The 26128-nt window shown below is 70.3% G+C and carries 22 protein-coding genes; 5 read left to right on the forward strand and 17 right to left on the reverse strand.

What is annotated here, in order from left to right; genetic code table 11:
* Window positions 1-183: 183 nt before the first annotated feature.
* The 3 genes from ACH4FX_RS25175 to ACH4FX_RS25185 form a co-directional block, all read right to left on the reverse strand.
* Complete coding sequence (locus tag ACH4FX_RS25175) at window positions 184-822, reverse strand: hypothetical protein (RefSeq protein WP_398482511.1); 639 nt, start codon at window positions 820-822, stop codon at window positions 184-186.
* Window positions 823-981: 159 nt separating this feature from the next.
* The gene (locus ACH4FX_RS25180; RefSeq protein ID WP_398482513.1) at window positions 982-1578 is read right to left on the reverse strand and encodes a hypothetical protein; all 597 of its coding nucleotides are present in this window, start codon (window positions 1576-1578) and stop codon (window positions 982-984) included.
* Between the two features lie 68 nt (window positions 1579-1646).
* On the reverse strand, window positions 1647-2270 hold the full coding sequence (locus ACH4FX_RS25185) for a hypothetical protein (protein ID WP_398482515.1): 624 nt from the start codon (window positions 2268-2270) through the stop codon (window positions 1647-1649).
* Between the two features lie 525 nt (window positions 2271-2795).
* On the opposite strand from ACH4FX_RS25185, the gene ACH4FX_RS25190 reads away from it, so the two are divergent.
* Window positions 2796-3125: a WXG100 family type VII secretion target gene (locus ACH4FX_RS25190; protein WP_398482517.1), complete on the forward strand. Its 330-nt coding sequence runs from the start codon at window positions 2796-2798 to the stop codon at window positions 3123-3125.
* Window positions 3126-3296: 171 nt separating this feature from the next.
* The gene (locus tag ACH4FX_RS25195; RefSeq protein WP_398482519.1) at window positions 3297-4289 is read left to right on the forward strand and encodes a PE-PGRS family protein; all 993 of its coding nucleotides are present in this window, start codon (window positions 3297-3299) and stop codon (window positions 4287-4289) included.
* Between the two features lie 303 nt (window positions 4290-4592).
* Here ACH4FX_RS25195 and ACH4FX_RS25200 read toward each other — a convergent pair whose 3' ends face one another.
* The 9 genes from ACH4FX_RS25200 to ACH4FX_RS25240 all read right to left on the reverse strand — a co-directional run bounded on the left by ACH4FX_RS25200 (window position 4593) and on the right by ACH4FX_RS25240 (window position 13939).
* On the reverse strand, window positions 4593-5675 hold the full coding sequence (locus ACH4FX_RS25200; RefSeq protein WP_398482521.1) for a PE-PGRS family protein: 1083 nt from the start codon (window positions 5673-5675) through the stop codon (window positions 4593-4595).
* A 30-nt stretch (window positions 5676-5705) separates the two neighbouring features.
* Complete coding sequence (locus tag ACH4FX_RS25205) at window positions 5706-6053, reverse strand: WXG100 family type VII secretion target (protein WP_398482523.1); 348 nt, start codon at window positions 6051-6053, stop codon at window positions 5706-5708.
* 444 nt (window positions 6054-6497) lie between these two features.
* Window positions 6498-7832, reverse strand: a complete 1335-nt coding sequence (gene mycP, locus ACH4FX_RS25210) for a type VII secretion-associated serine protease mycosin (protein WP_398482525.1) — start codon at window positions 7830-7832, stop codon at window positions 6498-6500.
* Between the two features lie 92 nt (window positions 7833-7924).
* Complete coding sequence (locus tag ACH4FX_RS25215; protein ID WP_398482527.1) at window positions 7925-9430, reverse strand: hypothetical protein; 1506 nt, start codon at window positions 9428-9430, stop codon at window positions 7925-7927.
* A gap of 49 nt (window positions 9431-9479) precedes the next feature.
* Window positions 9480-9827, reverse strand: a complete 348-nt coding sequence (locus tag ACH4FX_RS25220; RefSeq protein WP_398482529.1) for a hypothetical protein — start codon at window positions 9825-9827, stop codon at window positions 9480-9482.
* A complete protein-coding gene (gene mycP, locus ACH4FX_RS25225; protein ID WP_398482531.1) occupies window positions 9820-11001 on the reverse strand; it encodes a type VII secretion-associated serine protease mycosin in 1182 nt (393 codons plus the stop codon). The genes ACH4FX_RS25220 and mycP (ACH4FX_RS25225) overlap by 8 nt, the downstream gene beginning before the upstream one ends.
* 283 nt (window positions 11002-11284) lie before the next feature.
* On the reverse strand, window positions 11285-11578 hold the full coding sequence (locus tag ACH4FX_RS25230; protein ID WP_030024340.1) for a WXG100 family type VII secretion target: 294 nt from the start codon (window positions 11576-11578) through the stop codon (window positions 11285-11287).
* A gap of 133 nt (window positions 11579-11711) precedes the next feature.
* The gene (locus ACH4FX_RS25235) at window positions 11712-12035 is read right to left on the reverse strand and encodes a WXG100 family type VII secretion target (RefSeq protein WP_398482532.1); all 324 of its coding nucleotides are present in this window, start codon (window positions 12033-12035) and stop codon (window positions 11712-11714) included.
* A gap of 275 nt (window positions 12036-12310) precedes the next feature.
* On the reverse strand, window positions 12311-13939 hold the full coding sequence (locus ACH4FX_RS25240; protein WP_398482534.1) for a type VII secretion protein EccB: 1629 nt from the start codon (window positions 13937-13939) through the stop codon (window positions 12311-12313).
* Between the two features lie 390 nt (window positions 13940-14329).
* On the opposite strand from ACH4FX_RS25240, the gene eccE reads away from it, so the two are divergent.
* The 3 genes from eccE (at window position 14330) to ACH4FX_RS25255 (ending at window position 19688) form a co-directional block, all read left to right on the forward strand.
* Window positions 14330-15538, forward strand: coding sequence for a type VII secretion protein EccE (eccE, locus tag ACH4FX_RS25245; RefSeq protein ID WP_398482536.1), 1209 nt, complete (start codon window positions 14330-14332; stop codon window positions 15536-15538).
* On the forward strand, window positions 15538-16386 hold the full coding sequence (locus ACH4FX_RS25250; protein WP_398482538.1) for a hypothetical protein: 849 nt from the start codon (window positions 15538-15540) through the stop codon (window positions 16384-16386). The genes eccE and ACH4FX_RS25250 overlap by 1 nt, the downstream gene beginning before the upstream one ends.
* A gap of 371 nt (window positions 16387-16757) precedes the next feature.
* Complete coding sequence (locus tag ACH4FX_RS25255; RefSeq protein ID WP_398482540.1) at window positions 16758-19688, forward strand: SCO5717 family growth-regulating ATPase; 2931 nt, start codon at window positions 16758-16760, stop codon at window positions 19686-19688.
* Between the two features lie 149 nt (window positions 19689-19837).
* Here the strand turns inward: ACH4FX_RS25255 and ACH4FX_RS25260 are convergent, their stop codons facing one another.
* The 5 genes from ACH4FX_RS25260 to infB all read right to left on the reverse strand — a co-directional run bounded on the left by ACH4FX_RS25260 (window position 19838) and on the right by infB (window position 26118).
* Entirely contained in the window at window positions 19838-20788 is a 951-nt protein-coding gene (locus ACH4FX_RS25260) for a bifunctional riboflavin kinase/FAD synthetase (RefSeq protein ID WP_398482542.1), read from the reverse strand.
* Between the two features lie 301 nt (window positions 20789-21089).
* Window positions 21090-22064 carry a tRNA pseudouridine(55) synthase TruB gene (gene truB / locus ACH4FX_RS25265; protein ID WP_398482544.1) on the reverse strand — a complete coding sequence of 325 codons (975 nt, stop codon included), beginning with the start codon at window positions 22062-22064 and terminating at the stop codon, window positions 21090-21092.
* Complete coding sequence (gene rbfA / locus ACH4FX_RS25270) at window positions 22064-22510, reverse strand: 30S ribosome-binding factor RbfA (RefSeq protein ID WP_398482546.1); 447 nt, start codon at window positions 22508-22510, stop codon at window positions 22064-22066. The genes truB and rbfA overlap by 1 nt, the downstream gene beginning before the upstream one ends.
* 55 nt (window positions 22511-22565) lie before the next feature.
* Complete coding sequence (locus tag ACH4FX_RS25275) at window positions 22566-22862, reverse strand: DUF503 domain-containing protein (protein ID WP_398482548.1); 297 nt, start codon at window positions 22860-22862, stop codon at window positions 22566-22568.
* A gap of 175 nt (window positions 22863-23037) precedes the next feature.
* Window positions 23038-26118, reverse strand: coding sequence for a translation initiation factor IF-2 (gene infB, locus ACH4FX_RS25280; protein WP_398482549.1), 3081 nt, complete (start codon window positions 26116-26118; stop codon window positions 23038-23040).
* Window positions 26119-26128 lie beyond the last annotated feature (10 nt).

The raw sequence follows: 26128 nt of genomic DNA on the forward strand, positions 1-26128 counted from the left end.
ATCACCCCGGCGCGCATCCGTCACCTTTCCGTACAGGACGCATCACCGCGGCGATTTCCGTACGGACCGCCCGCCTCAGCACTCGCAGCCACCCGACCGGTCGCCCGCGCCCGCCGCATCCACTCGATCACTCGCCCGCGCCCTCGCGCCCGCATCCGCCCCGCTTCTCCGTCGCCGGCGCCGCTACGTGAAGAAGAGCACCGCGCCGGACAGCACCGCGCCGATCAGCCCCGCGGCCATCACTCCGACCATCAGCGTCCGCAGCACTCCGGCGCCGACCGACCGCCACGCGTCATCGAAGGACGGGGCGCCCCGGAAGCGGTAGCCGGTCACGGTGCAGAGCACCCCGAGGACCAGGACGACCAGGCCGCCGCACAGGCACAGCACCCCGTTGGCGAGCCGGTTCCAGCTGTGCTGCACGTAGCTGGAGCGGCCGACCTGACGGACCTCGATCAGGTCGCCCTCCTTGAACTTGTGCCAGGAGTCGACGCTGGCGTTCAGGTCCTTGGTCCGGCCGTCGTCCGACCGGAAGGTGCCGTAGCACTGGATGTCGCGCGTCCGGTTCCCGGAGTGCTGCTTGTTCGCGTAGTGGTAGTCGGTGGCGCACGCCTCCACCGTGATCTTGCCAGGGCTGCCGTCCACCCACACCGAGTACGGGCCCACGTAGACGCCGGCCGCGATCAGCATGAGCCCGGCCAGCAGCACGCCGACACCGATCAGCCGCCCCAGACCGCGGTTCACCCCACCCTGCACGCCCGGCACATTGCTCGCACTGGACGCAGGGGTCGCGCCTGACCTGGTGTGTTCCGACTGTGCTGCCATGGTCAGCGATCCTTTCCAGGGGCGTGCGAAGGAGCGGGACGAGCGGTGCGCGCACCGGCATGCGGAACGTGCCGACGCGCGCCGGAAGCGCGGGCTTCTGCGACGTGTCGAGCCTACGGCCCGTACGCAACCACCCGGTCGGCCAGGCGGCCCGCAGCGTCACCCGTAATGCTGCAAAAAGAGAAAGACGGCTGCACCAAGGATGCCCATCCCGGTGACGGACAGCAGCAGCGGGCGCAGCACGAACCCGCCGGGCAGCCCGTCCCAGCTGTCCCCGAACGACCGCCCCCAGCGCGCGCCGAAGCCGGTCAGCAGGCAGAACGCGCCTGCCGCGAGCATCGGCAGCGCTACCGACACCCCGGCGAGGTGGCCCCACGCCTGTTTCCGCCCGGCAGCCACGTACGTTCCGCCGTCACCGCTCTGGACGGCGACCCGGGTGCCCGGCGGATACAACGCGTCGGGGTGGAACGTGCCGAACGGATTGACACCGCCGCCGATGCCACCGCTGCCGCCGTCCCGGTCCGGCCGGAAGGCGCCCGTGCAGCTGATCGTCCTGCCCGCGTGGCGGCTGCTCCCGGCGGCCGGGTAGCGCTCGTGGCACCCCTCGACCGTGTACGTGCCGTGGGTGCCCGTGTATCCGGCGGCGAGGGCCGCCCCCTTGGCCGAGATCACACCGACCATCACCCCGAGCAGCAGGAGGACGAGGCCGACCGCGCGCCCCAGCACGTAGCGGGCGACATTACGGCGGCTGGTCATCGCCCCCAGTGCCCGGCGCAGCGCCCCGGCCGCCGCAAGCGGCCGGCGGACATCCCTGGAAGAGCACATCAGACGATCCCGTCCACGAGCAACGCGGCACCGGCACCGAGGGCAGCCAGGCCGCCGGCCACGGCGAGGACGCGGCGCACCGTCGCGCCGCCGGGCACCGCACGCCACGCCTCCCGGAAGCCCGGACCGCGACGGCCACCGAACCCGGTCAGCAAACAGAACAAACCCGCCACGAACGCGCACACCGAGACACAGACGATCGCCAAGCTCCGCCAGATCCACTGCTCGTCGATCATGACGAACTTGTACTCCGTCTGCTGGACCGCCAGTTCCGTGCCCGGCTCGAACTTGGCCGCGGTCTCGACCGTCGCGTCCTCGACGGCGGCACCGCCCCGGTCGGCACGGAAGGTGCCGGTACAAGTGTCGACGGGCCGCGCGTGCCGGTGCCGGGACGAGCCGACGCGCTCGAACTGCGTACGGCACTCCCGGACGGTCAGCGTGCCGGCGTCGCCCTTGTGACCGTTGGGGTACCCCATGTCCTTCGCGGTCATCCCGCCGAAGAACAGCCCGGCGAGCACCAGACCGGCACCGACGACCCTGCCCGCCGAGGAGCACCACCGGACCGAGGACCGCGCGCGGACGCGCGCACCGATGCGCGTGCGGGTGAAGGGCTGCGTTGGCATGGTGGGACCGCGTCGCTGTGGGGGACAGTTCGGTTCGGGGCTGCTCGGTGGGCGTACGGACGGGTGGGCACACAGCCTGACAGACGCGCAACCGGGGAGGCGCGCGGACGAGTGGCTTGCGGCCGGGCCGGGCGTACGGCGGCGCATTGTGCGCCCTTTGGGGCACACGGCCGCTTGACCGGGCAGGTACCGAAACTTAACCACCTCTTTCCCGCTCCGCACCACTCTCCTCCCGCTCCGCATTCCGGCGGCCACCAATCCCCTACCCCTGGCCAATCCCCCCAATTTCGACCCGCATTCGAGCGGATACCTCGCGCACGCACACTCCAACGAAACGCCGACAGCGCCCTGTTGTCACCGCTTTCACCGCTGCTGCCCCTTCGTGAAGCCCCGCCGACACCCCGGCCACCGCTCCCGATGGGCCGCCTTGACATGCCTCCGTTAAGAGCACATAAAGTGGCCACGCTGGACATGTCGGGAGTCAAACGTCTCCAGCACGAAGACAGGGCAATGACGGGGGCCGTGATGGCGGAGAAGGCATTCGACGTAGATCCCGAGGTGCTGCGCACACAGGGGCACGCGTTCGTGAACATCGGTACGGAGTTCGGCAAGGCCGCCAAGAAACTGAAGGACGACCTGGAGGGCCTCGGAAAGCCCTGGGAGGACGCAGACTTCGGGGCCGCCTTCGACACCATCTACACACCGATCCGCGACGGCATGTTCGAGTCCATGGATTCGCTGGGCGAGCGCCTCGAAGGCATCGGCGACAAACTCCAGGGCATGGCCCGCACGTACGCGGCGTCCGACGAAGAGGGCGTGCACGTCGTCAGCTCGGTCCAGCGCCCCGCCGTCTGAGCCGGGACCCACGCCCGTAGCCAGTCCCCACCGTACGGTTCCCGGCCCGCCGCCCCACCCCGCAGCGGCGCCCCCAGAACACCCCGATCAATGCCCTGATCAGCACCAACAACCAGCTCCAGAACACCACTCCAGCCGCACACGGCTGCAACCGCACGGGGGACGATCACTGTGTCACTGACGCTGCCCAGCGAGGTCGCCTGGGTCCTCGGACTCCTCGGATACGACTGGCCGGAGGCCGACGAGGACGCGCTCTTCAAGTGCGCGGAGACCTGGCGCACCTTCGCCGCACAGGTCGAACAGGCGGCTTCGCAGGGCGCGTCGGCGGCGAATGAGGTGGTCGGGGCCAATACGGGCGAAGCGGTCGAGGGATTCAGCAAGGAATGGGGCGCTTTCTCCGGCAGCATCGGTTCCGACCACTACCTGCGCGACGCCCAACTCGCCGCCGAAGTCATCGCCCTGGCATTCGACACGGCGGCCATCGCGGTGCTCACCGGCAAGGTCGCGATCATCGCCCAGCTCGTCATCCTCGCCGTGGAACTCATCGCCGCGCAGGCCGCCGCCCCGTTCACGTTCGGCCTTTCCGAAGCCGGCGCGGCGGGCGCCACCCAAATCACCCGGATCGCCGTCCGCGAGATCCTGAACAAGATCAAACAAGAGGTCGTCCAGGCCGCCACCAAGGCCATGGAACACGCGACGATGGACGCCATCAAGAAGATGGCGAAGAAGGCGGTGTCCAAGGAAGCCCGGCAGCTGGCAATGGACTACGCCAAGAAGACGGTCAAGGACACGGTCAAGGAGACCGTCAAGGACAAGGTCGTCGAAGAGGGCAAGGCGAAGGCCACCGAAGCCGCCACGGAAATGGGGCAGAACATCGCCCAGCAGGGCATCGAGAACCATTTCGGCGCCCGCGACGGCATGGACTGGGGCGAAACCGCCGACATCGGCAAGGAAAAGGCCGGCGAATACATCGACGGCCTCAAGGAAGGCGCCCAGAGCCTGGCCGACCCGCAGACGTACGTCGACCACGCCAAGGAAGACCTGACCAACCGCGGCCTCGACGCGGCCCAGAAGCACGTCGACAGCCGGACCGGGGGCGCCGCCACCCGGCACCAGGACATCACCGACGGCGCGAAGGATTCGGTGCGGGCTGTGTTCGGGTGAGGGGGCCGAGGGCGGGCAGGACACCCGGGACCGTTCGAGGCGGCGGGGATATCCGGATCGTTTGAGGCGGCCGGGACAGCCGAATCGATCGGGGCAGACCGCGCGTCGTTGGCCGTAGATCGTCGCCGACACAAGAAGACGAGGCGGGGCAGCCGAATCAGCAATCCTCGCGTAGCGAACCGTGCAGCACCGATCACATCGCGACCACATGCGGCATGGCCCTGATGACTGCCCCTGCGATTGGTTGCGGCCCGTCCCCCGTACGGGCCGCAACCAGTCGCACAGCCACACCATCAGCCGAAATCACCCGAAAACAGCACGCATGTCTTCGGCAACCCCACCTCCCGTGGCCGCGTTCCCTCGCGAACTGTCGGTTCCTCCTGCCTCTCCTGCCCCTCCACTCCCTTCCGTTGTACCGGCGCCGTCTCCCCGCCCACGGTGGACTCCCTCCCTCACCTTTGCCGCCAAGGCGTTGTTGCCCGCCTCCACCGCCCCGTCGACGAGCCGGTCCCGATGAGCCGCGGGATCGAGAAGGCCGGCCAAACCACCCGCTCGCTCCCCTGACTCGCCGACGACGTATTCGCCGGGCTTGAACACCCCACCCTCAACCACGCCGAACTGCTTCCCGAATTCCTCCTTGGCGCCGTCCAGCGTGTCCCCCAGGTCGACGCCGGACCGGGCGCCGAAGTGCCTTTCGACACCTTGCTGGAGGATGTCCTGCCCGGCCCCGGTCACGATGTCGGTGGCCTTTGCCTTGGCCGGGTCGATGACGACTTCCCGGGCCGTCCTCTTCGCGTACTCCATCGCGAAGTCCTTGACCTGGTTCTTCATGAAATCCGAGGCGATCTCCTTGACGCCCTTCTCGGCGGCTTCCGCCATCGCCTTGGTGACCGCCTCGACGACCTCCCGCTTCAGTCGGTCCAAAAGTCGACGCACGAGGAGTCGGGTGGCTTGTGTCACCCCGAGAGCGCCCACTTCGGAGAGCCCGAGTGTGAACGGCGCGGCAGCCTGCGCCGCGATCAGTTCGACGGCCAGGACCACGAGCTGCACGATCACTTCGGCTTTCGCGGCGAGAACCGCAGCCGCCGCCACTTCGAAAGCAATCCCGATCACGTTGGCCGCTATCTGCGCATCGGGCAGACAGGAACCCGGCCCGTCGGAAAAGCCCTCCCAGGTCTTCGAGAAGCGGCTCACCGCCTCACCGGAGTTGCCGGCCACGACCTCCCGTACGGCTGAACCGCCCCGCCCATCGGTCCGCCCGACCTGAGCCGCGAACTCCAGCCAGGCCCGCCCGCACTCCATGAGTCTGTCCTCGTCCGCCTCGGGCCAGGAGTAACCGAGCAGGTCCAGCACCCATACGACCTCACCCGGCAGCGTGAGGGCCACGGCCACCGCCCCTCCGGACGTGTGCCGCCATCATGCCCCGCCCCAGGGCGTGGAATGCGTCACCGACACCTGCCCGACGAGCTGCACCCCGTCCCGCTCCGCCGCCTCATACCCCCTCGCCATTTCCTGCAGTTTCTCCCCCATCCCCTCCAGCCGTTTCCCGAGCGAGTCCATGGACTTGAACATGCCGTCCCGGACGGGCTCATAAATCATCGCGAACGTCTCGGCGAATTCCGCGCCACACCAAGGAGTTCCCAGCCCCTGCAACGTCGCCTGCAACCGCTTCGAAGCAGCTCCGAACTCCGCCCCGATGGCCACGAACTCCCGCCCCTGCCGCCGGATCCCGTCCGAATCGACGTCGAACGCCTCACTCAACACCAGACCCCCACTCGAACAATGGAGCAAGCCTCAATGCGCGAACACCACGTCCGCCGGCTCCGAAAGGTGCCGCGAGCCTCCCACTCCCCCACCTCCGCAGCAAACGCCCCTCCAACCTCTCCGCCCCTCCACAGTCCGCACCATTCACACAACCCGAAGAAACCTTTATCGCCCGCAACCAAGCGCTGCCGCCGCAAGCCCCGAACCCACCCTCCTCCACAAAAAAGACATCCCCAGCCCCTCCCCACCCATGAACCAACCCCACCCCGACAACCAACCGAAAGCAATACAACAAATCTCAACCAATACCCGTCACCACTCATCCGAGCGAACACCGGGCACTTTGCTGACAAGCACGCCATCGCATCACTCCGCCACACCCCGCACACACGAAGAAGGGGCCCGCAGCAAGCTGCGGGCCCCTTCTTCGACTTCAGGTTTCGGCTACTGCCCCGGAGGCTGGGCAGGCGGAGCCGACGGGTAGGAACCGTAGGGATTCGGCTGCTGCTGGTACGGGCCGGACTGGTGCGGCGGGTAGCCGATGTTGCCACCGGGACTGCCAGGGCCTCCGTAACCACCGGGGCCACCGGGCGGCGGACCGCCGTTGTTCTTCTTCCGCCGGCCCACGACGATGACGACCACGAGCAGCACCACGATCACGACCAGCACCAGGCCGATGATCACGATGGGCGGAATCCCGATACCGCTGCTCCCACTCGCCTTCTGCTCCCCAGGCTTGCCGGGAGTGGCCCCGTCATTCCCGGCAGACGTCGGATCCTGAACTTCGGGCGCCTTGAGGGGGCCGTACTTGGAGCCGGCCGGAATGTTCTCGGTGAGCGCGCGGTACGGGCGAATGGTGCCGTAGCCGTACTTGGGGCTCGGCGTGCTGATGCCGGACTTGCCGTCGGGGGTGATCGCCGTCTTCGTCAGACGGTTGGCCACCTGTCCGGCAGTAAGGTCCGGAAACTTGGAACGAACGAGCGCGGCGGCGGCGGAGACGTAGGCGGTGGCGTCGGAAGTACCGTCGCCTTGGCGGTACTTGGAGCCGATGCCAGCCGAGTAGATGCCTTCACCAGGTGCGAGAAGGCGAACATGCTCACCGTAGTTAGACTTGCGCCAGACTTGGCCGTCCTTCGCCACAGCACCCACAGCAAGAACTCCGGGAGCGGCAGCCGGGTACATGGGGGTTCCGACACCGTCGTTTCCGGTACCCGCGACAATCAATACGTCCTTCTCCAAGGCATATTTGATGGCCTCTTTTTCCCTTTGGTCGAAACTGACGCCACCGAACGACATATTGACGACTTTCGCCCCGTTGTCGACTGCGTAACGCAGCGGCTCAGCGAAGCCGTTCTCCGTAGAGACACCCCCCTCGGAGTCCTTCGTCTTGATCGGCAGAATTTTGGCCCCAGGAGCCAAGCCCATGATGCCGTCGGCGTGATTCGGGCCATGGCCGTGTCCGGCGATCAAGGCTGCCATTGCCGTCCCATGGCTGTCCCCCGATGCTCGGTCAGCGGTACCACCACCCGAGGCGAAACTCTTCCCTGGTAGGACACTTCCCTGTAGGTCCGGGTGGCTACCGTCGACCCCTGTGTCCACGACGGCTACAGTCACATTCTTACCTGTGGACTGCTGCCAGACGTCCTTGGCGCCGAACGCGTTAAGCGCCCACTGCCCGTCCCTGATGTAGTCCGCCGAAGCAGCCGGCGCGGTGCCGATGACCAGCGCTCCCGCCAGGACCGCGCCGCTCACCGCACGCAGCGTCCGCGTGAAGCTCATGCCGTACACCTCTCCTGAAACAGGACGGGGCCCACAGCCCGAGGACTGCGGGCCCCGTCTCGTCTTCGCCGGCTGTCTAGACCGACTGGTCCCTACTCGATGACCTTGGGCGCCACATTACGCTCCGGCGTCCAGGTCTCCTCGTCCTCGACGAGGTAGTCGGGGCGCTGCCCGTTCTCGCCCTTGTCCTTGCCGTTGGCCCCGTGTGCGCCCGGAGCGCCGGCCATGCCCATCGGACGGCGACCGCCCGCTCCGGCGCCTGCCTGCGCGCCACCGCGGCTGCGGTGCAGACCGGAGCCGCCCTGCGCGCCGCCACCGGTCTTGCTGCCGCTGGTGCCGCCGACCACGCCGCCCTTCTGGCGGGCCAGTGCTCCACCACGACCGGCGCCGGCAGCTCCGCCGCGCGCTCCGGCACCGGCGCCTGCTCCGCCTCCCATACCCGGCATGCCGGGACGGCCGCCACGGGCGCCCGCACCTCCGGGGGCGCCAGGGGTGCCTCCCGTACCGATACGGCTGGCCGACGTACCACCGGGACGCCCACCGGCCTTACCGCCACCGGCGATGCCGGGCATTCCGGGCAGGCCGCCGCTGGGGCCGCCTCCACCGGGGCCGCCATTGAGGTGCCCGCCTCCGGGCGTACCCAGGCCCGGTCCACCACCGGGACCGGTGCCGGTCAAGCCACCGCCGGGACCCGACGGGCTGGGCGGGTTGAAGCTGTCGAGGCCGGTGCCGATGTTCGAGGGCACCATGCCCTTGCCGGGCTGGACGGAGCCCATGCCACCGTGGATGCCGTCCGTCTTGGGCGCCTTGAGGCCGTCGGAGGAGAAGCCCGGGCCCTTGCCCAGGGAGCCACCGGAGCCGCCAACGAGGGGCTTGGGCTTCTTGGCAACAGCCGCGGGCAACGGCAGAACGGGCGGGACGTCTGGTCCGACGTTCGGCGGCGGAATGTCGGTGTCGTCGTTGAACTTGGTGTTCGGTGGCTTCCCGATGGCAGCCGCATTCGTTCGGTAAGCCGCGCCCAGGTACTCCATCGTCGCCGCAGCCTTCAGCTGCGTTTCCTTACCGGCAGAGAGATTGTCTTCGTTGTCCTCAACAACCTGAGCAGCACTCTTTCCACTCGAAAGTTGCGAGTTGGCCTTCGAGTCATCCCTTCCGATGCTGTCCGTTGCCCAGTCCCAGGCCCGGTTCCCCCAGCTCGGCCACTCCATCCCATCGAGATGCTTCTTGTACTCGCTCAGGGCTTCACTCGATCGCTTCATCCCTTCGCCGACGACCTTGGCGTAGGAAGCACCGTTCTCGATATTTTGGCTGATCTTGTCTGCCCGTGCCCGGAAAGCCTTCGCGGCGTCGCCCTCCCAGTGCTCCAGCACCTCATTGATGGCCTTGTCGAAGAAAGCCTTGATGCCCCCACCGTTGTCGCTGACCAGACGGTTGTGCACCTGTTCCCACGCATGGCCGACACCGGCGACGTCTTCGGGCTTCGCGTTGGCCACCATGGCTTTCAGCGACTCGAAGTCGAATTTGTGAAATTGCGTCGTGTTTTCGATCGCGTAGCACTTGTCCTGCGGCGTGTACTTCTTGTCCGCGTAACTACCCACGGCTCTGCCCCCTACTCTGCTCAGTTTTCCCAGCATCCATGGTCATCGCTCACCGGTACTGGTTACCCGACGAAGACTGCCCGTGTTTCATCGCGTTGCTCGTGTCCTGCTCACGGTCCTGGTACGCGCCGTGCGTCTTGGCCGTCTTCTTCGTCAAGTCATCGATCAGGTCCTCGAGCTTCTTGAGGACGTACGTCTCGATGTGGGCCTTCATCTCGTTGTGAGCATTTCGGAGTTCACCTTCCTCCGCGAACCCCTTCCCCAACGCCCCCTCCGGCAAATGCGTACCGCTCTTCGCCTTGCCCGAGGCTCCCTGCATGTCCTTGAGCACCGTCCGGAGCTTTCGCACCACTTCATCCAACCGGTCAAGATCAACGCGGTAGGAATCGTTAGCCATGATTGGCCTCCCCGTTCGAGTTGTAGCCGGTCTTGCGGCGCCAGTCGCGCAGTGCGATCGAGGTGCCGACGACCGTGGCGACGGCTAGGGCGCCGCCGCCGATGATGTAGATGGCGATGCGGGCCTGTCGTTCCTCGGCGGATTCGCCGATGGTCAGGACGGCCGGCTGGATGTTGGCGCCGGTGGCGGCGGAGTCGGAGGTGGCGTCCGGTTTGGGTTCGCCGGTCGGCCTGGTCTTGTCGTTGAGAGCCGCTACGGGGTCGACGACGCCCCAGCCGATGTTGTGGTCGCGGTTCTTGCGGACGCGTTCGGCGGTCTTCTCCAGGTGCCAGATGATCTCGCGCGGCTTCCAGTCCTGGTGTTCGGCCTTGTTGCGGCCGATGAGGAGGGCCGCGGCGCCGGCCGCGTACGGGGCGGCGAAGCTGGTGCCCTGGTCGACGCAGTTGCCGCCGTTGGGGACGGTGGAGACCATGTCCACGCCGGGGGCGGCGAGGTCGACGAAGGCACCGGCCTGGGAGAACGGGGCGCGCTCGTTGTTGCGGTCGGAGGCGCCGACGGCCAGGACGTTGGAGTTCTCGAAGGCGGCGGGGTACATGCTCTGCTCGGCGCCGCTCGCGCCGCCGTTGCCCGCCGAGGCGACGATCAGGACGTTCTTGGCCTCGGCGTTGGTGACCGCGGCCCGCAGCGGGCCCAGCAGCGCCGGGTCGGCGTTCGTGCCCTGCGAGATGTTGATGATGTCGACGCCCGCGGCGACCGCGTCGTTGATGGCTTTGGCCAGGCTGTCGGCCGTGCCGCCCTTTTCCTTGTCCGTCTGCTGGAAGGGGACGATCGTCGCCTTGGGGGCGATGCCGTGGAAGCCGGAGCCGCTCTTCGGGCGGGCCGCGATGATGCCCGCGACCTTCGAGCCGTGACCGACCTGGTCCTCGGTGGGGTTGCCCTTGGGTACGTAGCTCTTGCCGCCGCTGATCGCGCCGCGCAGCTGTTCGTTGCCCGCGTCGACACCGGTGTCGATGACCGCGACCTTGATGCCCTCACCCTGGCCGTAGGCCCACATCTGCCTGGTGATCAGGCGCTGCAGCGACCACGGGGTCTCTTTGATGTCGTCGGTGCCGAACGTGCACTGGCCACTGTTGAGGGGCACGTTCGGGTCCGCGATCGCCGGCGCGGCCGTCACGCAGGACAGTGCGACGGCGCAGGCCGCTCCGGCCAGTGCTACCGCCGCGCGTCGGCGGTGGCCGGCTCGGTGACCGTTGGCGCGAGATCCCACGAGGTGTCTGCTCTCCGTGTGAGGCGGATTCGGGAAGGTGAAGGGGAGGAACCGAGGGGGCGGTGGAGGAAGGGGGTGGACTGCGTGAGGGCGAGCGCACTGGTGCAGCGCGCCCGCCCTCATTCACCACTGTGCGAGCCTTGGTGGCTGCTCAGCCGTTGTGCCGTATCCGCCTGTGGACGGTGACGGGTCAGCCGCCCCAGATGCTGGCGTTCTTGGACTCGGTGCTCTGGTAGTTCTGAGCGGCCTGGTCCAGGGCCTTGGCGATGGCTTCCAAGGTCGAGTGCAGGGAAGCGGCGCGCTGGTCCCACTCGCGCTGGCGGGCCTGGTAGCCCTCCTGCGCGGCGCCTTCCCAGCTGGCGGCGATCTTCTTGACACCCGACTCGAGGTCATCGAGCTGGGTACGGATGTTGTTGGCCGTTCCGCGCACGTCGGAGGCGGCCTGGGAGATCGTCGCGAAATTGACGAGGATCTGGCCGGACATAGGGTCTCCTCGGGGAGTCGAACTCTGATCGATTCACATGCCGCGGCAGGTCAGCCGGGCCCTGGCCGCTCGGGCGGCGGGCCGGTGCGTGCTGCGGCGAAGTGGGCGCGCCGCCGCGGGCGGCGCGGTCCCGTCATCCGAAGGGCGAAGCCTGCGCGGAGACGTGGGACATCGACTGGGCCTGCTCCTCTTCCGAGGCCACGTAGTTCTTCGTGGTCGCGTCGATCGCTTCCTTGATCTCGTTCAGCAGCTGGTTCAGGCGCTTGGCGTCGTCATTCACCTGAGTCTGCAGCTGGTGGTACGAGGAGGCCGCAGCACCCTTCCACCCAGACGTGATGCCCTCGACGACCCCGTTGAGGCGAGTGATCTCACCCTGGATCGACTGGTTGACGGAGGCGATACGGCCGCTGAATGCGACCATCTCCTCCTCAGTGGTTGTGAACTGCTGACCAGCCATAAGTCAACGTCCCCCATGAGACTCGTACGTCGTGCCGGGGGACTCGTGTGATGTGGGCCCCCCGGTCGGCGTCTTCTGTTGACGCCTTCCGCCACTTTAACCACTCCATACGCCCGCTCCCAACAGCGGGTGGGAGGTTGTGACGGGATCACAACAATGCCAACTGTCGGCTTCCGAATGCCATTTCGTTGGAAACGGACAGATGCCTTTCTTTCGGTCAGCGCCGCCGGTGAAGCGGCGCCAACGGATGTGAAGAACAGGTGAGGATGTCGGGGTCAGGAGCTCTGCGGCTTCTTGGCGCTGTCGACGTCCAGCGACGGCCCTTCGGACAGCAGCTGCGACCACGCCTTGTCGACCGTCGGCGGGTGCACGTTCTCGTATCCGAGGTGGATCTGCGCCTGGTCGCGCTCCTTCTCGGCATTGCCCGCCTTGGTGGCGCTGTCGTTGCTGCGGGGCACCGAATAGCGCAGGCCGGTGTCGGTCACCAGGAACAGCGGGCCGTTCTTGGCGCTGCCCGTCACCTGCTGGAACAGCAGGCCGGAGCCGGGCGTCACGTACGAGGCGGAGCCGGAGGCGATGGTGGCCGGGTAGTCCTTGCCGACCCAAGTGCTCATCTTGGGCACGGAGCCGTCGAAGCCGAGCGCCTTGCCGGCGCCGTTCGCGTACTCCGTGCCGGTGCCGTGGTAGACGCTGCAGGCGACGTCCGCGCGCTTGCCGGAGTCGCCGATGCCGGAGGTGCGCTGCGTCGCCGCGGCGTTGGCCATGGTGACGGCCTCGGAGGGCCACAGGGCCGTACCCGGGTTCTCGGACATGAACTGGACGACCTGGTCCTTGTCGTCACGCTTGGGAGTGATGCTGTCGGTGGAGACCGCGATCGCCTCCATCTTTTCGCCGCCCTTGTTCACGGCGGTCGCGTTCGGCCCCTCCAGCAGGAGCTTGGCCTGGAAGTTCGTGACCTTCTTCAGGCCGTCGGCGGTCACCACGTACTTCTGGTTGTCACCGGCTTTCAGGACGTTGCCGACGACGCTGTACTTGGCCGGCACGCCCTCGACGGGCATGCGCGTGCCCGCCTTGTCCACCCGGGGCATGACGAGCGGCGTCTGGCTCTTGATGAGGGTGTTCATCCATTCGGAGGTCACCTGCTGCGGCTGCGCGTCCCCGAAGACGACCTGACGCAGCTTGTCGTCCTGCTGCTCCTTGACCGCCGGCGAGGGGGCCTTGCCCGCCAGGGCGTCGAACTTGAAGGCCACGCCGTTCTGGTCGACCAGGTATTTCTCACCCTGCGGGTCCTGGACGTACAGGGCCTGGTGCAGGTCCAGCCTGCCGTGGTCGAGGACCCGCGCCTTGTCCTTCCCGCCCAGCACGAACACCGCCTGCTGCGACTTGCTGTTCTCGCCGCTGCCGGGGCGGTCGCAGACCGCCCAGACCTTCGGGGTGCCGGCCTCCTTCTCGGTGGGGAGGCGGTCGGGGGCGTACGGGATTCCGATTGCGGGGCCGTGCGGGATTTTTCCGTCGAGTTCCTCTTCCTTCACCTTTACGACCTGAAACTTCTTCGGGTCGAGAAGGAGTTTGGCGGAGGCCAGGTTGAGGATCGGGTGCAGGAGTTTCTGGGTGCTGCCGTTTTCGCCCTTGCTGTTCAGGACGACATACCGGGTGGTGGACTTGTCGCCGACGATGACGTTTTGGGCGGGGGTGTCCCAGCCCTTCGGCGCGACCGGCTTGAGGATGCCGCAGGCGCCGAAGCCCACGGTGACCACCAGGCCCAGCAGGATGCTCGGGAGCACGGCCTTGAGCGGTCGCGGCGCACTCTCGATCGAGCCGTTCGGCAGCGGCTTCAGAAATGCCGCAGTCGTCCGCTTTCGAGCGAACGAATACGCATTCAGCTCGTCCCGACGTGATGCCATTGTTGCTTTCTCTCCCCGCCTGTCGGATCCACCGTGGACCGCCCCCGGCACTCAGGCCGCAGCGCCCTCTACTATGCCGTGTGTCGATCGACCCGTACGGTACGGGTGCCACCTTCCGGCGCACCAGTCTCGACGACGGTACTGAGGCCGGGAAGACATACCGCTCAGAGGCACAATGCTCGGAGCCACACCACCAGTAGAGGAGCAGGCCGGGGGATGTCCAGCGCCACCAGGGCTCGACGCCGCAATGGGCGGCAACAGCAGCAACAGCCTTCCGCTGCGCCGCAATACGCGGGAAATGCGGGCCAAAACGGTATAGCTCCGGGCAATGGAGGAAATCACAGCCGGGGCCAGGCCGCGGACCGCCCGGCCGGCCCGGTGGCACCCCGGTTGCGCGCGCAGGCCGGCAGCATCGGCGGCGTCCGGGTGCAGCAGCTCGCGATCATCGAAATCGCCGCGGCGCTGGTGCTGGTGGGCTGGGCGATCCACCCCGTCGCCCTGACCGTCGCGGCGGTGGTGGCGGCCGTCCTCGTCGTGCTCGCCCTCGGCCGGCGCCGGCGGATCCCGCTGCCGGAGTGGATCACGACGGTGCGTGCGATGAAGCGCCGTGCCAAGCGGAGCGGTTCGGCGGCCGGCACCACCGGGGTGGACCCGGCCTTCGCCCCGCTCGTGGAGTGCGATCCGGCACTGCGGACGTACGAGTACACCGACTCCGAGCAGCGGGCGATCGGCTTCGTCGGGGACGGAACGTTCTTGACCGCCATCGTCCAGGTGGAGGGCCGCGACGAGCCGCTGCGCCCGCAGAGCGGCAGCCGCCCGCTGCCGATGGACGTCCTGCACACCGCTCTGGACGTGGAGGACATCCACCTCGAATCGGTGCAGTTCGTGCAGTACACCCAGCCCGCGCCCGCGCCGCACCTGCCCGAACAGGCCGTCGCCGCCCGCTCCTACGCGCCCCTCCAGGCGCAGACCAAGACGCCCGCGCTCCAGCTCACCTGGATCGCCCTCAAGCTGGACCCGGAGCTGTGCGCGGAGGCCATCGAGGCGCGCGGCGGCGGGCTCGACGGCGCCCAGCGGTCGCTGCTGCGCGCCGCCGACCAGCTCGTCAGCCGGCTCACCGCGCACGGGGTTCGGGCCAAGGTGCTCGCCGAACGCGAGGTGGTGGCCGCGGTCGGCACCGCGGTGTGCGTCAGCCCGCGGGCCGCGAACGGCGCGATGGGCCGCGACGGCCGCGCCGCGCGCCGCACCCAGGAGACGGTCCGCGCGATGCGCTGCGACGACCGCTGGCACACCACGTACTGGATCGGCCGCTGGCCCCAGCTGGGCCAGGGCGGTACGCCGCTGGCGGGCATCGTCCAGCTGCTGAGCAGCACCCCGGCGATGGCCAGCACCTTCGCGCTGACCGCCGCACACGGCAGCGGCCGGGCGCCCGCCATCTCGGGCTACGTCCGCCTGTCGACCCGCAGCGAGAACGAACTGACCGCCGCGCAGGACGAGTTGGAGCGCCGTTCCGGCTCGGTGAAGGTCGGGCTCGTACGGCTGGACCGTGAGCAGCTCCCCGGTCTCCTGGCCACGCTCCCCCTCGGAGGTACCCGCTGATGGCGACGCCCACCTACCAGCCCCGCGCCACCCCGAGCAGCGACGGCTGGCGCAATCCCCCCATCGGCGGCGCGCCCGCGGGCGGCGGGCGGCGGCTGTCGCACGAGCCGCGGCCCGACGAGCGGCAGGCGGCGCCCACCGGGCCGCGCCCGCAGCCGGGTTTCGGTCTGCGCGGCCCGCGGCGCAGTCCGCATGTGCTGACCGCCGAGTCGCTCGGGTCGCTGACCCTGCCGGTCGCCGAGGACGGTGTCGTCATCGGCATCGACCCGCAGAACCAGCCCGCGGTGCTGAGCCTGCTGCGCCCCGGCCCGCTCGAAGTGGTGCTGGTGGGCAGCATGTGGCTGGCGCAGGTGCTGGCGCTGCGGACGGTCGCCACCGGCGCGCGGGTCGCCGTGGAGACCGCCCGGCCGCCGGCCTGGGCGCAGATGGCACAGGCCGCGGGCGGCGGGCAGCAGTGCGTCTCGGTGCACGACGTACGGCAGATCGCGCCGCAGGGGCCGTCGGTCTCCAGCCCGGTGCTGGTCGTACGGGACATGGGCGCGCGCCCGCCGCGCAACCAGCTCGCGCCCAGCCCCTGGCAGTCGGTGCTGACCGTGCTCCCCTTCCTGGGGCCGCGGTCGCCGCAGATGCTGGCCCGCGCCGACCTGGTCTGCCTGCAGCGGCTGTCGCCGGAGGAGGCCGAGGTGGTGACGCGCATCATGCGGCTGCCGGCGCAGATCGGCGGGGTGCTGCCGACGCTCAGCGACAACGCGATGCTCTGGTGCACGCGGGACAACCACCAGTTCGTGATGACGCAGCCCACCGACGCGGAGACGAATCTGCTGGGCGGGCCGCGGCGCATGGACTGACGGTCCGGCAGGGCGGTCGCACGTACGGCGCGGGCCTCCGCGGGTACCTCGTGGGGGTGGCCGCGGACCCGCGCCGGCGCAGGGGGAGCACGGCCGCGTACCGGAGGCTCCGCGGGGCGGGCCGACTCGGGTGAATCCCCGGGGCGCCGGGGGTTGCCAAGACGAGATGACATCGACTGCCGTTCGAGGCCGACTGTTGATTAGGCTGTATTGAGAGCCGCAGGAGCACACCGACGGCTGCCGATACGGGGATGGAGACAGTTAGTGTTGGCGCTACCCGGGGTGGTGTGGTCCGACGTCCGCTACATCCGATTGATCCGCCTGTATCCGGTCCTGCCGTTCAGGTGCGTTTCAGTACACCAGGAGGCACAGTGAGGGAGCAGGAGGCTTTCCGTCCGGACGGGAACGATCCTGACGACGACCAGTCCGAGTTCGATCTGACAGGTGAATTCAAGATCGATTTTGCGGCTCCGGCCTGGTACGCGAGCAACGACACCGGCGGTGGTGCCGCCGCGACGACACCTCCCGCCGCCACGCCCCCCACGCCGCCCACCGGTGCGCCGCTGACCGGGCCGCCGCAGGCGGGGCCCGCGCCGGCCGCCCCGCAGAGCGCCCCGGCCCACGGTGCCCCGCAGGGTGCCGCGATGCCGCCGGCCGCGCCGCCCGGGTTCCCGACGCTGCGGCCCGAGGGCGCCGACGCCGCCGCGGCGCCCGCGCCCAGCACGCCGCCGGCCGCGCCCGCCCCGGTGGCGCCCCCGCAGCCCGCGCCCGAGCCGACGGCTCCCGTGACTCCCCCGGCGCCGCCCGCGCCGGTCGCCGAGGCGGCGCCGGAGACGCCCGCCGAGCCCTCGGTGCCCGCGGAGTCCTCCGATTCCGACCCGGCCGCGTCCGGGAACGTACGGTCCGGCAGCGGCATGGACCCGTCGGCGTCGCTGTGGGACGACGACCCCGAGCCCGAACCGGCCCCCGCGCCCGCCCCGGTGGAGGCCGCGCCGGCCGCCGACGAGCCGCAGACGGACGCCGCGGACCGGTCCGGTGCCCCCGCCGAAGGCGAAGCGGCCGCCCCTGCGCCCGCGCCCCAGTCCGCTCCGGAGTCCGAAGCGCCGGTCGCCGCGCAGCAGATGCCCGTACAGGAGCAGTCCGCGCCGGACGCCCAGCAGCAGCCGGAGGCCCAACCGCAGCCGGAGGCCCAGCAGCCCGAGGCTCCGCAGCAGGACGCGGCCCAACAGGACGTTCCTCAGCAGGGCGTGCCCCAGCAGCAGCCGTATCAGCAGCAGGCAGCGCCGCAGCAGCAGCCCCAGCAGGGCGTTCCCCAGCAGGGTGCGCCTTGGGGCGCTGCCGCCGCACCGCAGGCAGGTGCACCTGCGAACCTGCCGCCGCTGCCTCCGGAGTACCAGCCTGCGGACCCGCGGTCGGCCCAGACCCAGGCCCAGGCCCAGCAGCAGCCGTACCCGCAACAGGCTCCGCAGGTTCAGCAGCAGGGATACCCGCAGGCCCAGCCGCAGCAGCACCAGCAGCAGGCCGGCTACCCGCAGCAGCCGCAGGTCCAGCAGCCCCAGCCGCCGCAGCAGCAGGCGCCCTACCAGGGCCAGCAGCCCCAGCAGGCCGCGTACGGCTACCCGCAGCCCGCTTACGGGTACCCCCAGCAGCCCCAGCAGGGCGCCCCGATGCCGCAGCAGGCACCGGCCGACCCCAACACCGCTGCCGCACAAGGTGGTTACGGCTACCCGCAGCAGGCGCAGCCGCAGCAGCAGGCGCCCCAGCAGGTTCAACAGTCCCAGCAGCAGCCCGCTTACGGCTATCCGCAGCAGCAGGGCGGTTACGGCTACCCGCAGGCCGCGCAAGGCTACCCGCAGCAGGCCGCGCCCGCCCAGCAGCAGTACCCCGGGTACCCCCAGCAGCAAGCACAGCCCCAGCAGCCGCAGGCCCAACAGCCCCAGCAGGCCCAGCCGCAGGCCCCGCAGCAGCCGCAGGCCCCGACCCCTGTCCAGGGTGCCGACCCCAACTCCGCTGCCAACTACGCCCAGTACTCCCAGCCGGGCCAGCAGCAGCCCCAGCAGCGAGCCGCCCCCGGCGCGCCCCTGGGCTACAGCGCCGCCGTCGAGCTGACCTCCGACCGGCTGCTGCGCAACCAGCCCAAGAAGAAGAAGCCGGGCGCCAACGCGCAGCCTTCGCGCTTCAAGCTGGGCGCGAAGAAGGAGGAACAGGAGCGCCAGCGGAAGCTGGAGCTGATCCGCACCCCGGTGCTCTCCTGCTACCGGATCGCGGTCATCAGCCTGAAGGGCGGCGTCGGCAAGACCACGACGACCACCTCGCTGGGCGCCACGCTCGCCTCCGAGCGGCAGGACAAGATCCTGGCCATCGACGCGAACCCGGACGCCGGCACGCTCGGCCGCCGGGTCCGCCGGGAGACCGGCGCGACCATCCGTGACCTGGTGCAGGCGATCCCGCAGCTGCACAGCTACATGGACATCCGCCGGTTCACCTCGCAGGCGCCGTCCGGCCTGGAGATCCTGGCCAACGACGTGGACCCGGCCGTCTCGACGACGTTCAACGACGACGACTACCGGCGGGCGATCGACGTCCTCGGCAAGCAGTACCCGATCATCCTCACCGACTCGGGCACGGGTCTGCTCTACAGCGCGATGCGCGGTGTGCTGGACCTCGCCGACCAGCTGATCATCATCTCCACGCCGTCGGTGGACGGTGCCTCCAGCGCCAGCACCACGCTGGACTGGCTGTCCGCGCACGGCTACGCCGACCTGGTGCAGCGCGGCATCACGGTGATCTCAGGGGTCCGCGAGACCGGCAAGATGATCAAGATCGACGACATCGTGTCGCACTTCGAGACCCGGTGCCGCGGGGTGGTCGTGGTCCCGTTCGACGAGCATCTGGCCGCTGGTGCCGAGGTGGACCTGGACATGATGCGCCCCAAGACCCGCGAGGCGTACTTCAACCTGTCCGCGCTGGTCGCCGAGGACTTCTCGCGCGCCCAGCAGGCGCAGGGCGTGTGGAACGACCCCGCCGCCCAGCAGCAGGTGCCGGGCGACCCGAACGCCCAGCAGTACGGGCAGCAGCAGTACGCCCAGCAGGGATACCCGCAGCCGGGCCAGGAGGCGCAGGGCCAGCCCGTCGGCTACCCGCCGCAGCAGGGCGGCTGGACCCAGCAGCCCCAGCAGCCCCAGCAGCCGCAGGGCCAGCAGCCGCCGCCCGGCTGGCAGCAGCAGCCCCCGGACGCGCCCCAGGCGCCCGGACAGCCCGGTCTCCAGCCCGGCTGGACGCAGCAGCCCCCGCCGCAGTAGCGGCCGCTGCCGCCGGGCTCCTGGCGACCGGTCAGGAGCCCGGCGGCACACACGACGAGGCCCGGCACTTTCCCAAGTGCCGGGCCTCGTTCCGTGCTCCGGCGGCCCCGCCCACGCGGGCACCGCCGTACGCCGTCGGGAAGCCGCCGTCAGTCCTCGGCGGAGGCGATCAGCTCGCGTGCTTCCTTGATGTCGACCGCCATCCGCTCCAGCAGTCCGTCGAGCGTCTCGAACTTCTCCATGCCGCGGAGGTAGGCGTAGAAGTCGACCGCGACGTGCAGGCCGTACAGGTCCAGGCCGACGCGGTCGATCGCGTGGGCCTCGACGGTCCGGGCCGTGCCGTCGAACTGCGGGTTGGTGCCGACCGAGATGGCCGCCGGCATCCGCTCGCCGGCCGCGTGCAGCCAGCCCGCGTACACCCCGTCCGCCGGGATCGCGGTGTGCGGCAGCGTCTCCACGTTCGCCGTCGGATAGCCCAGCTCCCGGCCGCGCTGGGCGCCGCGCACCACCACGCCCTCGACCCGGTGCGGCCGTCCCAGGACCTCCATCGCGCCCGCCACGTCGCCCTCGGCGACCAGCCGCCGGGTCAGGGTCGAGGAGAACGGCTCGCCGCCGCCCGCGGTGCCCCGTTCGAACAGGTCGACCACCTCGACCGCGTAGTCGTAGGTGCCGCCCAGCTCGGCGAGCGTGTCCACGGTGCCCGCGGCCTTGTGTCCGAAGCGGAAGTTCGGCCCCTCCACGACCAGCTGCGCGTGCAGCTTGTCGACCAGGACCTTGACCACGAAGTCGGCCGGGGCCAGCTTCGAGAACTCCTGGGTGAACGGCAGGATCAGCACGGCGTCCACGCCGAGGCCGGCCATCAGCTCGGCGCGCCGCTCGTGCGGGGCCAGCAGCGGCGGGTGGGTGCCGGGCCGTACCACCTCGCTGGGGTGCGGATCGAAGGTGACCACCACGGCCGGCACGCCCAGCTCCCGGGCGCGGGCCACCGTCTTCCCGATGATCAGCTGGTGTCCGCGGTGCACGCCGTCGTAGGAGCCGATGGTGACGACGCTGCGTCCCCAGCCCTCGGGGATGTCCTCCAAGCCACGCCAGCGCTGCACTGTGCCCGCTCCTCGCCAGAACTCTCGTCCGTCACTGCGCCGGAAGAACCCGGTCGGATCCGGGCACCCTCGGCCTTACGCAGGTCTAAGACTGCCATGCCGTGCGCATCGGTTCGCGGGAAGGGTCGCCTCGCTTCTGTGGAGTGCGGCACCCGGCGGCGCCCGTCCGGCCGCCGCGGCTTGCCCCTTCACCCGTGCGCCGGAGCACGGCACCGCCGTCCGCGCCCCTGCCGGGCGGACGGCGACGGGCGGCGCCATGTCCATGGCACCGCCCGTCCGTGCTGTCCGTCCCCGGTCCCCGCTACGGCGCGAAGACCGCGAGGCTCTTCGCCCGGCCGCCCTGGTTCTCCAGCAGCGCCACGAACGTCCCGTCCGGCGCGAACGCCGCGGCCGGTCGCCCGCCCGCGTCGTCGAACCGCGGCATCGGGAGACGCACCCCGTTGGTCAGCAGCCGCGCCTGGTCCAGCGTGACGTCCCAGCGAGGGAAGGCCGCGGCCGCCGCCTCGCCGATCGGCATGACCGGCAGCCCGCCGCCCGTCTCGTCGTCCACGGACGCCTGGAGCTGCTCCAGCGTGCGGGCCCGGTCGAGCTTGTACGGGCCGACCCGGGTGCGCCGCAGCGCGGTCAGGTGCCCGCCGACGCCGAGCGCCTCCCCCAGGTCGCGGGCGAGCGCCCGGATGTACGTACCGGAGGAGCACTCCACCGAGACCAGCAGGTCGGTGACGGGCGTGCCGTCCTCGGCCTCGGTCTCCTCGGCGGAGTACACGACGAACGAGGAGACGGTCACCGGGCGGGCCGGTATCTCCACGTCCTCGCCCTTGCGCACCCGCGCGTAGGACCGCTTGCCGTCGATCTTGATGGCGCTGACCTTGGACGGCACCTGCATGATGGCGCCGGTCAGGTCGGCCACGCCCGCGTCGATCGCCGACCGGTCCAGGCCGTGCGCAGCCGTGGACGCGGTGATCTCGCCCTCGGCGTCGTCGGTGACCGTGGTCTGGCCCAGCCGGACGGTACCGACGTACTCCTTCTCGGTCAGCGCGAGGTGGCCGAGCAGCTTGGTGGCGCGTTCGATGCCCAGGACGAGCACGCCCGTCGCCATCGGGTCGAGCGTGCCGGCGTGCCCGACGCGGCGGGTGCGGGCCATGCCCCGCATCTTCGCCACCACGTCGTGCGAGGTGAAGCCGGCCGGCTTGTCGACGATGACCAGGCCGTCCGGCGCCCCCTGCTTGGCGCGGGTGCGCTCCACGCGCTTCGCGCCGGTGTTCTCGCGCTTCATTACGCCGTGGTGTCCTCGTCCTCGTCGCCGGGCTTGCGGTACGGGTCCGCCTCGCCCGCGTACGCGGCACCCGAGGACACCTCGCGCACCTTGGCGTCCGAGGCCCGCGCCTTGTCGAGCAGGTCCTCGATCGTCTTGGCGTTCTCCGGCAGCGCGTCCGCGACGAACGTGAGGGTCGGGGTGAACTTCACGCCCGCCGCCCGGCCGACCTCGGAGCGCAGGATGCCCTTGGCGCTCTCCAGCCCGGCCGCCACGCCGGCCCGCTCCTCGTCGTCGCCGTAGACCGTGTAGAAGACCGTCGCCTCCCGCAGGTCGCCGGTGACCCGGGTGTCCGTGATGGTCACGTGCGAACCCAGGCGCGGGTCCTTGATGCCGCGTTGCAGCTTCTGGGCGACCACCTCCCGGATGAGGTCCGCCAGCTTCTTCGCCCGCGCGTTGTCGGCCACTGGTCCGTCTCCTTCTGTCTCTTTCACCATGGTGCTCGTGGCGCCGACGACCCGCTCAGTCGTCATCGTCGCCGTGGAGCCGCCGGCGTACCGACAGCAGCTCCACTTCGGGCCGTGCGGCGACCATGCGCTCGCAGCGGTCCAGTACGTCTGTGAGGTGCCCCGGGTCCCCGGACACCACCGCCAGGCCGATCCGGGCCCTGCGGTAGAGGTCCTGGTCACCGACCTCCGCCACGCTGACCGCGTACCTGCGGTGCAGTTCGGCGACGATCGGGCGGACGACGGAGCGCTTCTCCTTCAGCGACCGTACGTCGCCGAGGAGGAGGTCGAAGGACAGCGTCCCTACGTACATGCGGTGCGGGTAAGGCCACCCGTGGGGCACTAGATGGCAGATGTACGAGCCATCCGAACCGTACACGCAACAGCCGGGGCCGATCGACGGAAATATCCGCCGACCGGCCCCAGTCCCGCCCGGCCCCGGCCCGCCGGTGACGGCGGGCCGGGAACGCGGGCGGTGATGCGTGTGATCAGCCGCGCGGCTTCTCGCGCATCTCGTACGTCGCGATGACGTCGTCGACCTTGATGTCGTTGAAGTTGCCGAGGTTGATACCGCCCTCGAAGCCTTCGCGGATCTCGGTGACGTCGTCCTTGAAGCGGCGCAGACCCTCGATGTTGAGGTTCTCCGCGACGACCTTGCCGTCGCGGACCAGGCGGGCCTTGGTGTTGCGCTTGACCTCGCCGGAGCGGATGAGAACACCCGCGATGTTGCCCAGCTTGGACGACTTGAAGACCTCGCGGATCTCCGCCGTACCGAGCTCGACCTCTTCGTACTCCGGCTTGAGCATGCCCTTGAGGGCCGCCTCGATCTCCTCGATCGCCTGGTAGATGACCGAGTAGTAGCGCACGTCCACGCCCTCGCGCTCGGCCATCTGCGTCGCGCGGCCTTCGGCGCGGACGTTGAAGCCGATCACGATCGCGTCGGAGCCGGACGCCAGGTTGATGTCGGACTCCGTGACCGCACCGACGCCGCGGTGCAGGACCCGGATGTCGACCTCTTCGCCGACGTCGAGCTGGAGCAGCGAGGACTCCAGGGCCTCGACCGAACCGGACGCGTCGCCCTTGATGATGAGGTTGAGCTGCTGGACCTCGCCGGCCTTGAGTACCTTGTCCAGGTCCTCCAGCGACACCCGGCGGGTTCGCTTGGCGAACGCGGCGTTGCGCTCACGGGCGGCGCGCTTCTCGGCGATCTGGCGGGCCGTGCGGTCCTCGTCGACGACCAGGAAGTTGTCGCCGGCGCCCGGGACGTTGGTCAGACCCAGGACCAGGACGGGGGTCGACGGACCCGCTTCCTCGACGTTGTTGCCCTTGTCGTCGAGCATCGCCCGGACCCGGCCGTACGCGTCGCCGGCCACCATCGTGTCGCCGACGCGCAGCGTGCCGCGCTGGACCAGGACGGTCGCCACGGCGCCGCGGCCACGGTCGAGGTGGGCCTCGATCGCGATGCCCTGGGCGTCCTGCTCCGGGTTGGCGCGCAGGTCCAGAGCGGCGTCCGCGGTCAGGACCACGGCCTCCAGCAGCTGGTCGATGTTCTCGCCCTGGCGGGCGGAGATGTCGACGAACATCGTGTCGCCGCCGTACTCCTCGGCCACCAGGCCGTACTCGGTCAGCTGACCGCGCACCTTGGTCGGGTCCGCGCCCTCGACGTCGATCTTGTTGACCGCGACCACGATCGGCACGTCGGCCGCCTTGGCGTGGTTCAGCGCCTCGATCGTCTGCGGCATCACACCGTCGTTGGCCGCCACCACGAGGATCGCGATGTCGGTCGACTTGGCACCGCGGGCACGCATGGCGGTGAACGCCTCGTGACCCGGGGTGTCGATGAAGGTGATGCGCCGCTCTTCGTCGTTGACCTCGGTCGCGACCTGGTAGGCACCGATGTGCTGGGTGATGCCGCCGGCCTCGCCCGCGATGACGTTCGTCTTGCGGATCGCGTCGAGCAGCCGGGTCTTTCCGTGGTCGACGTGACCCATGACGGTCACCACCGGCGGACGCGCGACGAGCATCTCCTCGCCGCCCTCGTTCTCGCCGAAGTCGATGTCGAACGACTCCAGGAGCTCGCGGTCCTCCTCCTCCGGGGAGACGATCTCTACGACGTAGTTCATCTCCTCGCCGAGGAGGTGCAGCGTCTCGTCGGAGACGGACTGCGTCGCGGTGACCATCTCACCCAGGTTCAGCATGACCTGGACGAGGGACGCCGGGTTGGCGTTGATCTTCTCGGCGAAGTCGGTCAGCGAGGCACCGCGCGACAGCCGGACCGTCGCACCGTTGCCACGGGGCAGCATGACGCCGCCCACCGACGGGGCCTGCATGGCCTCGTACTCCTGACGACGCTGCCGCTTCGACTTGCGGCCACGGCGCGCGGGACCGCCGGGACGGCCGAAGGCGCCCTGCGTGCCACCACGGCCACCGGGACCACCCGGACGGCCGCCGAAGCCGGGACGGCCGCCGAAGCCACCGCCACCACCGGGACCGCCGCCACCGGGACGGCCGGCGAAACCGCCGCCGCCACCCGGACGACCGCCGCCGCCACCGGGACGGCCGGCGAAGCCGCCGCCACCCGGACGACCGCCGCCGCCACCGGGACGACCGGCACCACCGGGACCGCGACCGCCGCCACCGGGGCCCGGACGGGGACCGGCGGCCGGGCTCTTCGGCATCATGCCCGGGTTGGGACGGTTACCGCCGCCGGGACGCGGGCCGCCCTGGCCGGCGCCCTGCGGGCGGGGCATGCCGCCCGGGGTCGGACGGGCGCCACCGGGCGCCTGCGGACGGGGACCGCCCTGGCCACCCTGGCCGCCCTGCGGACGCGGGCCGCCGGGGGCACCCGGGCCGCCGGGGCGCGGCGCGCCACCGGGACGGGGGGCCTGCGGGCGGGCCATGCCGGTCGAGCCGCCGGAGGTGAAGGGGTTGTTGCCCGGACGCGGTCCGGACGGACGGTTGCCGCCGGGGCGCGGGGCCCCCTGGCGCTCGCCGCCGGGACGCGGCGCGTTGCCGCGGCCCTGGCCGCCGTCACGGCCGCCCTGGCCGCCCTGCGGGCGGGCCGGACGCGGGCCGGGGGTGGCGCCGGGCTTCGGGGCCGGAGCCGACGGCGGAGCCTGGAACTCGGGCTGCGCCGGCGCGGCCGGCGCGGGCTTGGGCGCCGGGGCCTTCGGACCCGGCGTGGGGCGCGGACCCGGGGTCGGGGCCGACTTCGGGGCCTCGGCGGGAGCCGCCGGGGCCTGGGACTCGGGTGCCTCGGGGGCGGCCGGCGCCGGAGCGGCGGGGCCCGGCTTGGGGGCGCCCGGCTTCGGGGCGGCGGGGCGTGCGCCCTGCGCCGGGGACGGCGCGGGCTTCGCAGGCGCGCTCTTGCGCGGTGCTGCGGGCTTGCCGGCGGCACGGCCGTTGCCGTTGCCCGCCTGGAAAGCGTCGGTCAGCTTTCGAACAACCGGCGCCTCGATCGTCGAGGACGCCGAACGGACGAATTCACCAAGTTCTTGGAGCTTGGCCATGACGACCTTGCTCTCCACTCCGAACTCCTTGGCGAGTTCGTATACCCGGACCTTAGCCACTTCGCTCCTT

It is taken from the genome of Streptomyces sp. NPDC018019 (assembly GCF_044327805.1).
GTDB lineage: Bacteria > Actinomycetota > Actinomycetes > Streptomycetales > Streptomycetaceae > Streptomyces.